The following is a 14,785-nucleotide window of genomic DNA, read 5'->3' on the forward strand; positions in this document are numbered from 1 at the left end:
TTTCCTCCTCTATTAATCCCACTCATGCTTCTTGAGCACGAATGAATTTCTGAGTCCAACTACACTTGTTACTTTATATGTCTCTTTTGTTTTTGTGTCTTCAAATCCAATAATCACTGCAACACTATTGTCTGCAGGATTGACCTGAAGCTGAAAGCTTTTCACGTTGTTAGCAAGCACTGTACCTTTCTTGGAGCTTGCATCCACATACTTTGTACACGATGAAAGCACCGCCTGTGCCTGATTTACCTTTGCTGAATCGCTGCTCTTGAGATCCTGCTTTGCCTGATTAAGCGTTTCATCACTCATCTCCTGTCTGAAAACATACAATTTCTTGTCTGTCTTGCTGTAGGTAATCGTACAGAATGCAGTCTTATCTAGCTCAGATGAATACTGAACCCACAGATAATCAGCATCTATAAATGTGTGCACATCCTCTGAAGCACCAGCGCCGCCAAAAGGCTTAACATCCGCTATATCATAGCTATTGCTTTTTTTCTTTATCACACCGCTATCTGACACTATATCCTGGATTACATCAGCAACGCCTCCCTGCTTACGGAGTGTGCTTCCCGATCCTGCGGATTTCACATACGTATCCTCAGGAACAATAAAGCTTCCTGTAACCTGAGTGAATGATGTTCCAGTCTGTACGTAAGCAGTTCCATCAATCTTGATATCACTTGCCCCCATCAGTATGTCTGCTATCGCATCATATGTCTCAGTCGCCTGAGACTGAAGCTTCTGTCTGGACGACTGCTTCTTATGTGACGCAACAGTTGTAGATATAAGGGACATGACAGCAACCATGAATATTCCCAAGATTGCCATATACAGTATAAGCTCTATGAATGTGAAGCCCTTGTCTTTATTTCTACATATCATTCTTCACACCCCCTAATTCTTTCCATATGTATGACCGCCTGTATACTGGTTCAGGTTGACCCTTCCAACAGTATTGTTGCTGTTATACTTGCAGAAACGATACTCTCCATATCCAGTCAGCACCTGACTGTCAGATTTCCTGATAATAATAACCTGCTCTGAAAGAGGAGTAGTCACTGAATCTGCATCGTAATCGTCAGCATAATATATCGTAACTCTCTCCAGCACCTTGTCAGGTGCAGATGAATTAGCAGTAAATGACTCCGCCCTTCCATCAGCGCATATACCATAGAAAATATCGTAATTAGCACCATTCTGGACTATCCTTACCGCCTCTCCACTTTTTTGCGTCCTAGTTCTCATCTCAAGCGCCGACAATTCACTGTCAAACTTCTGCAGTGAAGCAGTTGCCTGAGACGCTCTTATTGATGATATAGTGAGAAAGCCCACGCCTGACATTACTGCAATTATAGCAATAACAATTATCATCTCTATAAGCGTGTATCCATTATTTGATTTTATACAATTCTTCATCAGCTACACCCCCTATTCAACATTCTTCTTCCAGTTCTGGAATACAAGAATATCTTCATATGAGATGTCTGATATTGATGCTCCTGTTACCTCTGTGTTACCTTCGCTCTTGGATGATGTATAGTTCTTCAGCACCTTTGTTGTAAGCGTATTGAGCTTTTCGTCTGTGCTCTCTGAACACTGTTCAAGAAGATTTGCAACAAATGCAGCGTCTGCTGATATTGACATATTATGGTCAATTATAAGCTTTGATCCAGTGATTATCATACCTCTGAAGCTCTTAACATTCTCATCAAATCTTACATTACCACCGGCAATTATAATTCCCTGGAATGATCCATCACCATTGTTTGGCTGGAGCTTAACATCACCAGAATTGATAACTATGGTTTTAGCCTCATTATCTGTTGCATTTCCAATTGTATTCTCAATTGAAAGGTTCCTGCTAAATACATAAGCAAAATCAACATAGTGATTTAAAGGAGTGATACTGTAATCATATGAATATTCATCTTTATCCTTATTATATGTACTTGTATATCCACTTGCTGACTTGCTATAGCCTGCAATCTCCCACGCATTTACATCAGGCTTAGTTGCCTCATCCTTCTTGTTGAGAACTGACAGATGATCCTTCATATTTATATACATATATGAGAGGAAATTACTTGTAGTCTCTTCATCATTTGCAACTGAACTTCCTGAAAGCTCTGCAGCATCCGCCTTGAGGTCATTAAATACCTTTTTATTGTTGTCTGAACCCTTGTTACCAAGGATGTTAGTAAACACCTTGCCTGTTGAAACATTATCAAGCGCTGTAGCCACATCCATTGTGGTAGTTGTGGATGCTCTCAGGAACAGCGAATCATCGTTATTCTGATCTGTGACAGCACCGCTTGCATTTATCTTGCCCTCTGCCGGAAGAACCAGCTTAACCTGGAACTGCTCATATTTCTGTACATTATAGAGTTTACTGCTTATCTCATCACCGTAATCCTGAAGAAGCTTATAATATTTCTCTGCAAACTTCTCTGCATTGCTTACATTGGATGAATCTTTTCCATCCTCAATATACAGATAGTAATAATCATGTCCTGAAACAGTCTGCTTAATTGCTGTTACACCCTTATCTCCCTCTGTAGCAAGATCATTGAGGAAATCATCATACAGATCAAGTATGTTCGCATCTGCCTCAAATGTCTTTGGGAACTGAAGTGTAACTGTAGTGATTCCTGTGTCAGGGTCAACCTTCTCAGTGTTGTTCACTACAGACCACTGGGTAAGGAACATAAGCTGATTTGTCTTCACATCAAGAGACTGTCCTGTAGAATAATCCTCCAGTGTTGTGAATGCGTAATCTGCATTCTCATCAACTGTTATATTCTCATCGTCCTCAGGAACACTTGAAGCAGCAATCTTTGAGAATTCGATATATGACTTACCTGCTATATACAGTGAATTAAGATCCTGTAAGTCAAGTGTTGAATTCTTACCATTTACAATAATTGCACTATCACTAAAGTGTGATCTGAGCTTATATCCTGTTGCAAGATATCCTTTTTGTCTGAGATAATTCAGACTTCTTGTATCCTGTGCATTGTAGCTATATCCAAAATAGCTGCCCTGAGTAAACTTAAGACTCGCCTTCTCTGCGTTAAGCTCTGTATCATCAAATATGTATGCATCAGCAGAAGCCTTAAGAGAACCGCCATCCTTTCCACCTATGACAATATTGTCTGCCCAAAGCTCTGAAAGAGTCTGTGTACGACCTGAAAGGTTTATCTCTGCTCCATTGTATGCTGCAAGAGAACCTGAACACACAACAACATCAGAGTTGAGTGTAAGTGATGTATTTTTTCCATTTACAAATATTCCGGAATAAGCACTGCTGTCCTTTGTTCCCCACATTGTACTAGGCTTACTCTCATATTTGTTCGTAACCTTTGTCTCGGCTACATCATTATAATCCTTATTGTAATAATCGCTTGCTGCGTAGATGTTACCCTTAACCTGTGCGTCGGTTGTCCGGTTGTCGTTGTCCTCTCCTACCTCGACACCCATATCCGCAAGTATCGCATATTCATACAATGTATTGTTTGATACACTGCTTGTATCAAACGAAACATTGTACTCAGGCTCCGTGAGAACAATGTCCGTAGTGATAGACTGCTCATAGGTTCCTGCTGTTGATCCTTGCAGATTCACACTTCTCTTAACACACACATTCTTGAATGTGACAGACTGAACCTTGTCATTTTCGTAACCCGACTGCTTCTCCGTCTTAATTCCTCCATTATTCTTATAATACTGAGTTGTTGTCTTGTTATTAACATCAGTATATATAAGCTTCATGTTCGATGTATCAAGTCTGACACCATCCGGATTGTCCACTGCATCATACTCATTAGATATGAAAGACTGAAGTGTATCTGTCACGTTCTTAAGGCTCTTATAGTTTGTATCTGCAACAAAGCCTGTCATGAAAAGCTTTTTGAAAAGCTCATTTGCCGATTTATTGTCAAGGGTAGTATACGCCTGAGCCTTAGTATCATACACAACAACCAATTCAGCCGTAGTTGTATACGCTGAATAAAGGTGCTCATTGGTCGCTGCGCCTACCCCCGCATACATCTCATCAAGTGCAGTTTCTACCTCATAAAAGTTATTCAGGGAATTCAGCTTATAAAACTTGAGCTTGTATGTCATCATAGCTCCCATAAGTATCGCTGAAGCAAGAATGCACATAAATGTGGTTGCGACTATTACAAGGACGAAACTTGAACCGTGATCATCGTTATGCCTAAGCTTTCGCTTTAATCTCTCAATCATCTGTTACTTCCCCCTTGTTCCAGTAACCGTCGTCTTGTTTCCTTTACTATCTGTCAAAGTAACTGTTATATCGTACATATATACACTGTCACTCTGATCCTCTGTCAAACGAGCTACAGGATAGTCAGAATTAACATTGTCAAAGTCAAAGTTGGCATATACATTAAGATCTGACGACTTTGCTCCCGCTGCCAGCTTAAGTCTCACCTTGACATCTGACATCTTGGTGTTCTTTCCTGCATTCGTATATGTAAGATCATCAACGTTCGCCACATTGAACTGCTCACGTATGATCTTCTTGTATGTATCGCTGAGCTCTGCTGTCGTCTCGAATACATACACATCCGCCTTCTCAGATATTCCTGAATTATCCACCGTTATGGTATCTGTCGTACAGTATGAACCATTGTATATCGCCGGAACATAGAGAAGATACACAGGTGGCAGACCATTCGTAAACTCCTGCTTGTATACTATTCCATCACCATATAAGGTTGTAGGCTTGTATACATTTTTGCCTGAGCTCTCATACTGTGATCTGATAACTGAGACCGTTGTATAATCTGTGTATTCCACATAACACTCAACTGTATATGTGGATCCCAGCTTTGATATCTTGATCTTGGTATTCTTCTGGAAATGATCCTCATCGAATGTTCCACCACCGGAAAGATAATGGTTGTACTGCACATCATACTTTCTCAGCACGTCAAGCTTCGCATCCAGGAAATACTGATATGCGAGATTATCAAGATTGCTGCCTGTTGCGGCTACATTATAGGTGGCACCTATAATGATAGCTGACTGTTTGCTGTCCAGATTTCTGATAGTTCCCGATTCCGTAGCATTAGTCTGTATGGCGCCACTTTCATCGCTCTTGAATGTCGCACCACCATCAAGACCTGCAAGCACATATCCATTCTTAAGGACCTGATATGCCGCATCATTCACATCCACCTGACAGGTGTAGGTCTCATAAGATTTTCCTATGGATACATCGTTGCAGGTATAGGTTGTGTCCGAATATTCCGCCGTTTTAGAATTCGGCAATGTAATAGACTTTCCCGATGGTGTTCCCTTTGTAAAGGAATATGTCTTTGTTCCATTGCCATCAGGAATATTCACATTTCCTGACAGATCAGCGGTCTTAAAGATCTCCATGATCTCCTCAGCCTTCTCGACTGCATACTGCTTCTTCGTCGATGTAGTACCTGTCTTCGTTGCTGTGATCAATGCATTAGTTATCGGATATATCAGAATGGCAAATATGGCAGCAGCGATTATAATCTCTACTAAACTAAATCCTTTATTGTTTGATTTAACCATTTATTTGTTCACTCCATTTAAGTGTATGCATCTACTGGGCTGTTGTTGTGGTCGTAGTCGTAGTAGACTTTACTGTTGGGTTTCCAAAGATGTTGTTTGTACCTGTCTGTACATTCACATCTGCGTGATCTGTAGTTCTGTCATCACCGTTTACTGCATATGAGGTTATAGTCATATCTCCCTCATACTTTCCTGTCTGTTCGTTGAATGCTATAGTGACATCGTCAAGAGTCATTCTGTAATCACCATTCTTGATGTAGTCGATGACATCCTTGATATCCTTGTAGTCTCCCTCGTATGTGACAGGGAATGATGCTGAATAGCAGTTGTAACCTGATGCTGTAGCTGCTGACTCATCTATAGTCACGTCAGATGCTGCTGCATCTGTTGAAGCACTTGAATTATCAGCAACGGTAACGTCGCCCACAGCGCCTGCGCCAAGTGTATAGAAAAGTGTCTCCTCCCCCATTGTTACAGTAGGGAAGTTGAACTTATACTTATCCTTTACACCCTGTAAATACATGATTGTGTTATCCTGATACAGCTCTGATGGAAATTCTGCAAGAACAGCCTCATAGTCTGCCTTGTACTTCTCAGTGTCAGCTATGTACTGCTGTCTGTTCGCATCCTTCTCAAGCAGGCTGTTATAATATGTCTGTCTCTCGTTGTACTGACTTTCAATACTCTTCTTGTCATCAAAATTGCTCATGGCAAGGAATCTTATAGGAAGCACTAAGATAGCAATTCCCAATATGAATAATAATAGATTTCTCTGACCCTTTGTGATTGAATCCATGATAGTCCCTCCTTAATTAACTGATACTTCATCTGTTGAAGTCTCGGTGTCATCTGCATTTACATCCTTGTAGATACATGTAACTGTAAAGTCGTATGTTGTATCCCCGCTCTGCTTATCCACATTCTCTGTGACAGACTGAACGAATGAATTGTCTATGCACTCTATATCCTTGAGGTTTATTGCAAATGCAGCTATATCCTCGTACGACTTCGTGTTACCTGTGAAACTAACCTCTGTTGAAGATGAATCAAACGCTGTAAGACTGATTCCCTTTGGCATCTTGTCCTCAAGCTCCGCAATAAGTGTTCCAACATTCTCATTGAGGTTCTCTGTGTAGCTATACATATTCTGAGCATCCATGTATACAGACTCTGCATCCTCATAGTCCTGTACGATCTGCTCTATATCCTTGATAGAATCAATATCTCTGTTCACCTGGTCAAGCTTTGACTGAGCCTTGTTCTTAGCTATGAACGAGTACGCTGTAACACCACCTGCAACTATGACTGCTATGATGATAAATGCTATAACCAGTGGTGTTGTGTCAACACTGCTTGTACCGCCCTTGCTGCCAGTCTCACCAAGCTCGAAGCCCATAGGGTCAAAGGCAGCTCCGATAGGAACCATGAGATATACAGGATTATAAATCTTAAGATCAATCTTTGGGTCAAATTTGATGTTATACAATGTATCCATTACTCTGGTCGATACATTGAGCTGAACCTTGAACAGTCCATCGATTCCCTTGATAAGGGCTCCATCACCTGTGAGGAATACATCATCAATAGGCTTATCAGGATTCTTTGATGTGAAGAAGTCCATCACACGGCCGATATTGTTGATGAGATATCTGAATGCTCCTGTTATAGCATTGTCATCGAAATCAACTGTGAGGAGTCTCTCGTTCTGGAGAAGAGTCATAGCTGTAGTTGCATCCACGCCCTTCGCATCCATAACTTCGTTGACTACCACATTGGTACCGTACGGAACTGTTCTCTGAAGGAGAAGTGTATCTCCTTTTACGATGTTGAGCACTGTTGATTCACTGCCCAACTGGATTACCATAGTTGTCATTGCCTCTGTTGTCTGAGTCTTGATCAACTGAAGCATTGCATTACCAATATAATCAAGTGCTACTACTTTCAGTCCAGCCATAGCTGCGAGATCATAGTATGATCTTACCATGTTCTCTGGTGCAGCGACTGCAAGGACTCTGAGCTGCTTGTTATTCTCTTCATCAGTAACTGTCTCAAGCACTGTATGAGACACTACGTAATCCTCTATATTAACAGGGAAATACTCTGATGAGTTCGCATTAATAATTCCTTTAATTTTGTTCTCCTTAACGAAAGGTACAAGAACCTCTCTGTTAACGATTTTTGTAGAGGTAAGAACGAATATCGCGTTCTTGTTTGTTATTCCATTTGCTGAGAGCTGAGACTTGATCGCCTCTGCTATTCTCTCTTTGTCTCTGATCACGCCATCCTCATAGGCATCTTCCGGTGTCTCGAAGATGATAGCGTTGTGTATCGTTGACTGCTTCTTGTTTGAAGGTGTAACTTCAACGATAGTAATACTTTCATTTGTAATGTCGATTGTTAAGACTTTATTATTACTCGCCATTTTTATAGCCTCCCTCGCTAATCAGTAGTTTTGTATGGAAAATTCCACATTGCTTTGAGTACCAGCTTACCGCTGTTCACCCCATTCATATAATTGTTCCGGATAAGTGCTTTCCGGATAAAGGTCAACATTCTGTCACCCTTTTAATAGCTCATCTCATCCACATAATGACCCTTTTATATAGAAGAAACTCACTGAAAAATAAGTACCAGCTCTACCTAGGTAAGCCAGTTGCCGCCATAAGTCATGCTATGTGACATGTCACATATACAAAAAACCGCTGACTGCAAAGAAAGAGTGAGTATAAAGGATCAGACTATATAACACTCTATATAACATTCTTTCCTTCATATTCAGCTCTGTGTAAAGATATAGCAACCGGGGAAAATCCCCAGCTACTATAAATATAAATAGTAGATAATGTGTCAGCACCTGACGATGATCACACTCACTGCCTGTACGAGGTTGCAACAGGTATAATCACCGTCTGTGCTACACTTATGTAACATCAATCATGTTCTCATGAACAATCCGTAAGTTTACACAAGTCTGTCAGAATCTTACTTGTATTCTGCACATACGTCTGGGTAAAGCTCTGAACCATTAACTGTTACAGTGAAAGTAGACTTATCTGAGCTAAGTGTAAACATAAATGACTGATCCTTATCATACTTTGGCTTGTATGCAGCTGAACCAAGCTGTGATACAACCTCGCTTGTAAATGCAGCGCCAGTTCCATTTACTGCAACAGGCTTTGTTGTTGATAATGTATAATCACCAGCTTCTGCTGCATCGTAAGCTGTCTCTACTGAAAGTGCGTTTGTAACTGCTGTTGCGATTGTCTGTGCATTTGATACATCTGTTGATCTTCTTGACTTAGCGATGTACTTGATAAGTGCCGGTGCAAGAGCTCCAGCAAGGATTGCCATGATAGCAATAACGATAATTAACTCTACTAATGAGAAACCTTTGTTGTTTTTCTTCATAATATTACTCTCCTTTTTAGTTGTTTATTGTGTGTTGTTATGTGCTTTGCACTATATCAAACCGGCATCCTCGTTCTACCGGGTTTAACCTTTTTAGTTATCATGCAGGTCATACATGATATATCAAATAGCTACCAGACGTATGTTACTTGTAAGCATCACACACATCCGGATACAGCTCTGAGCTGTCCACCTTTACGGTGAATGTAGCCTTATCACTATTGACTGTGATAGTGAACTGCTTGTCCTTGTCATACTTTGGCTTGAATGTACTTGTCCCAAGCTGACTTGTGACTTCTGATGTGAACGCATTCGATGTGCCAAGCTGTGTGCCATCGGTATTCACCGGGTAATCACCAGGTGTGGCATCATCATATGCCTTCTCTACCGATAAGGCATTGGCGACTGCCGTCGCTATAGTCTGGGCGTTCGACACATCGGTCGATCTTCTTGACTTTGCTATGTACTTTATGAGCGCCGGTGCAAGTGCTCCGGCGAGAATAGCCATGATAGCTATGACTATGATAAGCTCCACCAGTGAAAAGCCTTTATTTCTATTCATCTAATTTCCTCTTTTGTTTATACATTATCCATAGCATCGTACATACTCATGATAGGTCCATATACCGCTGCAACTATCATGCCAACAACACCTGCAAGAAGAACCATAATCATAGGTTCCATAGCTGCTGTAAGCGCATTTGTTGCCGCCTCAACTTCTTCGTCATAGTAGTCAGCAACCTTGCTGAGCATCTCCTCTATATCTCCTGTCTCCTCACCAATCTTTGTCATGGCTGAGAGCATCGGTGGAAGCATCGTCATATCCTTAAGTGGTTTTGAAAGCGGTACACCCTTGGACACCTGAACCTTAGCATCCATCAGGCCGTCTCTGATAATCTTGTTATCCATCATCTTTGCAACCTGCTCAACAGCATCTATCATCGATATACCTGACGCCATCAATGTACTCATGGTTCTTGCAAATCTTGCACAGGCTGTCTTAACATTCAGATTTCCGAATATTGGAGCCTTAAGTCCTATGTTCGCAAAGAGCTGTTCGCCAAACGGTGTCTTCTTGAAGAACTTAACACCGAACACTATAGCTGCCACTATGATTATGAGCAGCCACCACTTATACATAACGAAATCTGCCGCCGCCATCATCATACGAGTTGCGAGTGGAAGCTGAGTTCCCATCTCTTCAAACATACTTGAGAAGTTTGGTATAACCGCTACCAACACTACTATGATAACTATAACCATAACACAGAGAACTACTATAGGATATGTCATGGCACCCTTGATCTTGGATGACAATGCATTGTCCTTCTCGAAATGCTCTACCAGTCTGTCCAAGCAAATCTCAAGATTACCAGACATCTCACCAGCCGACACCATGTTGATCATGATAGGCGGGAATACATCCGGGTTAACTCTGAGCGCATCCGCCAGAGTTCCACCTTTCTCTACATATGTACGCGCATCTGCTATGGCCTTTCTCAGTGTCTTGTTCTCAATCTGATCCCCCATCAGCTCCAGTGCGGATATGATGGTAACACCGGCCTTGATGACCGCCGAGAACTGTTTACAGAATACACCCAGGTCTCTTGACTTGACCTTCTTCTTAAATCCTATACCCCCGAGCGGGCTGCTCTGCTCCGTCAGACTCATGATCGAGTAGCCTTCTGACTTCAGCTTCTTCTCAGCACCGTCTCTGTTAGGGGCCTCGATGGTACCTTTTTTATTCTTACCATCTCTGTCAACAACCTTGTAATTAAATACTGCCATTGTCTCTCCTCCGACCCAATCTTAATATTCTTACGTTTTCATGTATCTGCACTTTAAAAGCGCAATAATGCAACATAAATTATATGTAAAATATCTTACTATACCACACAGATTTAATCAACATTTAATTATTTGCACGTTATTTTTTAGGCAATGTGCACAATGTGACTTGGTCATTATACCACATTTTTCCATATGGTAATCGATTATTCCATATATCTTACTGTCCGTTGATCTTCTTTCTCAGGTACTGCTGATCCTGTGCGTATGTCATGGCAACCTCTCTTGTGACGGTTCCTGAAGCATACAGATCATACAATGCATCGTCCATAGTGATCATACCTAAGGCTCTGCTTGTCTGGATAGTTGACTGGATCTGATGAGTCTTGGCTTCTCGTATCAGACTTCGTATAGCAGGTGACGCAAGCATTACCTCGAAGGCTGCAACTCGTCCGTTACCGCTCGCTATAGGAAGAAGTGACTGTGAGATAACTCCCTCAAGAACCATCGCGAGCTGAACTCTTACCTGCTGCTGCTGGTTTGTAGGGAAGATATCTATGATACGATCGATGGTTGATGCCGCACCGATTGTATGCAGTGTGGAGAATACCAAGTGTCCTGTCTCGGCAGCGGTTATGGCTGTGGAGATAGTCTCAAGATCTCGCATCTCTCCTACGAGGATGATATCAGGATCCTCACGGAGTGCTGCACGGAGTGCATTCGCATAGCTGAGTGTATCCATACCAACCTCTCGCTGGTTAACTATTGCCTTGTTGTGATGGTGAATGTACTCTATAGGATCCTCCAGTGTGATGATATGATCCGTAAGGTTCTCATTCGCCTTATTTATAATAGAAGCAAGTGTGGTCGACTTACCAGAACCTGTAGGTCCTGTTACGAGAACCAGACCTCTTTTTCTCTTGTAGAGCTCCACAACCTCCCTTGGAATACCAAGCTGGTCAGGTCTTGGGATCTGTGTCTCAACTCGTCTGTACGCTGCTGCCATGTTTCCTTTGTCCATGAATACATTGACACGGAAACGTCCGGTCTCAGGTGAGTCGAATGAGAAATCGACCTCTCCTCTGTCCTGAAGTATGGCCTTATGCCTATCCTTCATAGTAGATCCAATTGCCTCTGCCGCATCAGCAGGTGACAGTGCCGGAACCTCAACCTCGGTGAGCTTACCGTTGATTCTGAGCTTAGGTGGTATACCTACAGCTATATGAACATCTGACGCCTTTGCTTCTACAGAGAAGGCAAGTAATTCCTTCATGTCTAACATAACTTGTCCCTTCCTTTCCCTTTTGCATTAATAATTACAATTTATATATAATCTCATTATATATCTCTTATATCTTACAGCTCTCCCATGTCCACTCCCTCGGCCACGGTCACTGTACTGTGAACAATCTTGTTCATCTCTGCTATGGATGTGATACCATCAAGAACGTGCTTGGCAGCTCCCATCTTCAGTGTGAGCATTCCTTCCTTGAGGGCCTGCTTCTCAATGACATCCGCTGTAGCTCCGGAAGCGATAACAGCCTGAAGCTCTCTTGATACAGGCATCATCTCGTATACACCGATTCGTCCTGAATAGCCTGTGTCGTTACACAGTGGGCATCCCTGTGGCTCGTAGATGATGACATCCTCCTCGTCAGCCGGAACACCGAGCTGAACTCTCTCATCATCCTCCACAAGTCTTGGCTGCTTACATGTGGTACAAAGTCTTCGCACAAGTCTCTGTGCAATAACTCCAACAACAGCATCACCGGCGATGTATGACTCAATACCCATATCGATAAGACGGGTGATGGTCGAAGCCGCTGAGTTAGTATGCAGTGTCGATACAACCAAATGTCCTGTGATAGCGGCCTGTACGGCGATTCCTGCTGTCTCACCGTCTCGGATCTCTCCTATCATGATGATATCCGGATCCTGACGAAGGATAGATCTGAGGGCTGCCGCGAAAGTCATGTCCGCTTTGTTATTAACCTGCACCTGATTGATACCGTTGATGTTCGCCTCGACAGGGTCCTCAACGGTGATGATGTTAACATCCTCTGTGTTAAGCTCACTGAGTGATGTGTACAGTGTAGTTGATTTTCCTGATCCTGTAGGTCCCGTTACAAGGATGATACCATGTGGGTTGCTGAGGATATTATCGAAAACCTTCTCCTGCTCTGCATCGAAACCAAGGGCACTCTTCGGTTTTGTCAGACCGTCCTTGGATGTAAGTCTCATAACCGTCTTCTCTCCGAAAACTGTTGGAAGGATAGAAACACGGACATCAAACTCTCTTCTGTCAACCATGATGGTGATACGACCATCCTGTGGTTTTCTCTTCTCTGCTATATCCATACCGCCTATGATCTTGATACGGGCTGTGATACCTGCCAGTATGCTGAGGTCGTATGACATAACCTGCTTAAGTGCACCATCTATTCTGTATCTGACTCTGACGCTATTCTCCAGAGCCTCTATATGTATATCTGACGCTCTCTGTCTTACTCCGCCTTCGATGATCTGCTTAACCAGAAGTACGATAGGGGAATTATCGATTTCTTCGTTGCCCTCTTCCTCGTCGCCTCCGCCGAGCACATTCTGCTGCTCCTGTCTGTAGGCCTCAGCAGCCTCCATAGCCTGAGCGCTTCCGTAATACTTGTCTATGGCATTCCTGATTCCCTCCTCAGATGCGAGCATCGGCTCTACCTGAAGATTTGTCACAAGACCAATATCGTCCATGGCCATGATATCCATTGGATCTGCCATGGCTACCTTGAGGATGTTCGGGTTATCAGGATCTATCTCTATAGGTATGGCCTGATACTTGGTGACCATGTTCTCAGGCACCATGTGTATAACCTTCTCCTCGATCTTAGCTCCCTTGAGCTCTATGTAGTCAATTCCCAACTGGGTTGTAAGTACCGTAATCAGCATGTCGTTACTTATAAATCCCAGATCAACCAGGGCGTTACCAAGCTTTCTGCCGGTCTCCTTCTGCTTTGCAAGTCCTTCCTGAAGCTGTTCCTCCGTGATAGCCCCCGCTGCTACAAGGACATCTCCAATTCTGATCTTCTTACGTCCCACGCTTAATCGCATTCTCTAAATACCCTCCTCACGTCTCTCGCAATTCTACGCACAGGCAGAATTATCCAAATACCTAAAGCGTATTATATCACAGTATTTTCACATTTTAAACATTTTGTACATATTTTGATACATCTTTTTGCACTTTTATCAGATTTTTGCTTTTTTACAGGGTGGATAGGCACTATTTCTGCACAATAAACATATTATATAAGCAAGCTGACTGTACTAATTGTAAAATAGCCCGTCCATCATATGTACAGCCAGTACAATCAAATTACGGGAGCAGCTCATATATGGAAGCGTTTAAAAACCCACTAACTCCCGAAGAAGAGAAAAAATATATTGCGCTGTGCCTGTCCGGCGACAAGGCTGCCCGCAGCATTCTGATAGAGTACAATCTCCGTCTGGTCGCCCACATATCCAGAAAGTACAATTCCGCCGTGAGGGATCCCGAGGATCTTCTGTCCATAGGCACGATAGGTCTCATCAAAGCCATAGACAGCTACAGACCCGACAAAGGCTGCAAACTGTCAGGATACGCCGCCAAATGTATCGAAAACGAGCTTCTCATGACTCTCCGCCACGAGAAGAAGAAGGCGCGTGAGGTCTCGATCTACGATCCCATCGGCACTGATAAAGAGGGTAACGAGATCGTCATCCTTGACATCATAGGTTCGGAGAACGTCAACGTTCTGGACAAAATGATACAGGACGACCACCTGTGCCTGCTTCCCTCCTGCATATCATCGCTCCTCTCATCCAGGGAGAGGGAGATCATATGTATGCGCTACGGTCTTGACGGGCAGTCACCTCTCACCCAAAAGGAGGTAGCCAGGCTGCTCGGGATCTCCAGGTCATATGTATCGCGCATAGAGAAAAAAGCTCTTGGCAAATTAAGAGGATGCCTGGATTGACATCCAGACAT

At 42.8% G+C, this 14,785-nt stretch carries 12 protein-coding genes; 1 reads left to right on the forward strand and 11 read right to left on the reverse strand.

Going from position 1 to position 14,785, the window contains the following annotated elements; genetic code table 11:
* Nucleotides 1–12: 12 nt before the first annotated feature.
* The 11 genes from DXB91_RS01835 to DXB91_RS01885 all read right to left on the reverse strand — a co-directional run bounded on the left by DXB91_RS01835 (nucleotide 13) and on the right by DXB91_RS01885 (nucleotide 13,869).
* Complete coding sequence (locus DXB91_RS01835; protein WP_022216704.1) at nucleotides 13–885, reverse strand: prepilin-type N-terminal cleavage/methylation domain-containing protein; 873 nt, start codon at nucleotides 883–885, stop codon at nucleotides 13–15.
* Nucleotides 886–897: 12 nt separating this feature from the next.
* Nucleotides 898–1,419: a prepilin-type N-terminal cleavage/methylation domain-containing protein gene (locus DXB91_RS01840; RefSeq protein ID WP_117548745.1), complete on the reverse strand. Its 522-nt coding sequence runs from the start codon at nucleotides 1,417–1,419 to the stop codon at nucleotides 898–900.
* A gap of 12 nt (nucleotides 1,420–1,431) precedes the next feature.
* Nucleotides 1,432–4,248 carry a hypothetical protein gene (locus DXB91_RS01845; protein WP_117548744.1) on the reverse strand — a complete coding sequence of 939 codons (2,817 nt, stop codon included), beginning with the start codon at nucleotides 4,246–4,248 and terminating at the stop codon, nucleotides 1,432–1,434.
* A gap of 3 nt (nucleotides 4,249–4,251) precedes the next feature.
* Nucleotides 4,252–5,574, reverse strand: a complete 1,323-nt coding sequence (locus DXB91_RS01850) for a prepilin-type N-terminal cleavage/methylation domain-containing protein (RefSeq protein ID WP_055223930.1) — start codon at nucleotides 5,572–5,574, stop codon at nucleotides 4,252–4,254.
* Nucleotides 5,575–5,605: 31 nt separating this feature from the next.
* Entirely contained in the window at nucleotides 5,606–6,370 is a 765-nt protein-coding gene (locus DXB91_RS01855) for a hypothetical protein (protein ID WP_117548743.1), read from the reverse strand.
* Nucleotides 6,371–6,382: 12 nt separating this feature from the next.
* Nucleotides 6,383–7,996: a type IV pilus assembly protein PilM gene (gene pilM / locus DXB91_RS01860; RefSeq protein WP_117548742.1), complete on the reverse strand. Its 1,614-nt coding sequence runs from the start codon at nucleotides 7,994–7,996 to the stop codon at nucleotides 6,383–6,385.
* Between the two features lie 560 nt (nucleotides 7,997–8,556).
* Nucleotides 8,557–8,982, reverse strand: coding sequence for a type II secretion system protein (locus DXB91_RS01865; RefSeq protein WP_118016680.1), 426 nt, complete (start codon nucleotides 8,980–8,982; stop codon nucleotides 8,557–8,559).
* 145 nt (nucleotides 8,983–9,127) lie between these two features.
* Nucleotides 9,128–9,544, reverse strand: a complete 417-nt coding sequence (locus DXB91_RS01870) for a type II secretion system protein (protein ID WP_055144040.1) — start codon at nucleotides 9,542–9,544, stop codon at nucleotides 9,128–9,130.
* Nucleotides 9,545–9,561: 17 nt separating this feature from the next.
* Nucleotides 9,562–10,770 carry a type II secretion system F family protein gene (locus DXB91_RS01875; protein WP_055144038.1) on the reverse strand — a complete coding sequence of 403 codons (1,209 nt, stop codon included), beginning with the start codon at nucleotides 10,768–10,770 and terminating at the stop codon, nucleotides 9,562–9,564.
* Nucleotides 10,771–10,990: 220 nt separating this feature from the next.
* A complete protein-coding gene (locus DXB91_RS01880) occupies nucleotides 10,991–12,052 on the reverse strand; it encodes a type IV pilus twitching motility protein PilT (protein WP_117548741.1) in 1,062 nt (353 codons plus the stop codon).
* Nucleotides 12,053–12,126: 74 nt separating this feature from the next.
* A complete protein-coding gene (locus DXB91_RS01885; RefSeq protein WP_015533121.1) occupies nucleotides 12,127–13,869 on the reverse strand; it encodes a GspE/PulE family protein in 1,743 nt (580 codons plus the stop codon).
* A 284-nt stretch (nucleotides 13,870–14,153) separates the two neighbouring features.
* Here DXB91_RS01885 and sigK point away from each other — a divergent pair, with 284 nt between their 5' ends.
* Entirely contained in the window at nucleotides 14,154–14,774 is a 621-nt protein-coding gene (gene sigK / locus DXB91_RS01890) for an RNA polymerase sporulation sigma factor SigK (protein WP_117548740.1), read from the forward strand.
* Nucleotides 14,775–14,785 lie beyond the last annotated feature (11 nt).

Source organism: Coprococcus sp. OM06-34AC, from assembly GCF_003462545.1.
GTDB classification, from domain to species: domain Bacteria; phylum Bacillota; class Clostridia; order Lachnospirales; family Lachnospiraceae; genus Coprococcus; species Coprococcus aceti.

What these genes read in the sequence shown, in the direction of transcription:
- DXB91_RS01850 (WP_055223930.1), bottom strand. Translation starts at nt 5,574, where the DNA reads ATGGTTAAATCAAACAATAAAGGATTTAGTTTAGTAGAGATTATAATC.
- DXB91_RS01880 (WP_117548741.1), bottom strand. Translation starts at nt 12,052, where the DNA reads ATGTTAGACATGAAGGAATTACTTGCCTTCTCTGTAGAAGCAAAGGCG.
- DXB91_RS01885 (WP_015533121.1), bottom strand. Translation starts at nt 13,869, where the DNA reads ATGCGATTAAGCGTGGGACGTAAGAAGATCAGAATTGGAGATGTCCTT.
- DXB91_RS01840 (WP_117548745.1), bottom strand. Translation starts at nt 1,419, where the DNA reads ATGAAGAATTGTATAAAATCAAATAATGGATACACGCTTATAGAGATG.
- pilM (WP_117548742.1), bottom strand. Translation starts at nt 7,996, where the DNA reads ATGGCGAGTAATAATAAAGTCTTAACAATCGACATTACAAATGAAAGT.
- DXB91_RS01835 (WP_022216704.1), bottom strand. Translation starts at nt 885, where the DNA reads ATGATATGTAGAAATAAAGACAAGGGCTTCACATTCATAGAGCTTATA.
- DXB91_RS01870 (WP_055144040.1), bottom strand. Translation starts at nt 9,544, where the DNA reads ATGAATAGAAATAAAGGCTTTTCACTGGTGGAGCTTATCATAGTCATA.
- DXB91_RS01875 (WP_055144038.1), bottom strand. Translation starts at nt 10,770, where the DNA reads ATGGCAGTATTTAATTACAAGGTTGTTGACAGAGATGGTAAGAATAAA.
- DXB91_RS01855 (WP_117548743.1), bottom strand. Translation starts at nt 6,370, where the DNA reads ATGGATTCAATCACAAAGGGTCAGAGAAATCTATTATTATTCATATTG.
- DXB91_RS01865 (WP_118016680.1), bottom strand. Translation starts at nt 8,982, where the DNA reads ATGAAGAAAAACAACAAAGGTTTCTCATTAGTAGAGTTAATTATCGTT.
- DXB91_RS01845 (WP_117548744.1), bottom strand. Translation starts at nt 4,248, where the DNA reads ATGATTGAGAGATTAAAGCGAAAGCTTAGGCATAACGATGATCACGGT.
- sigK (WP_117548740.1), top strand. Translation starts at nt 14,154, where the DNA reads ATGGAAGCGTTTAAAAACCCACTAACTCCCGAAGAAGAGAAAAAATAT.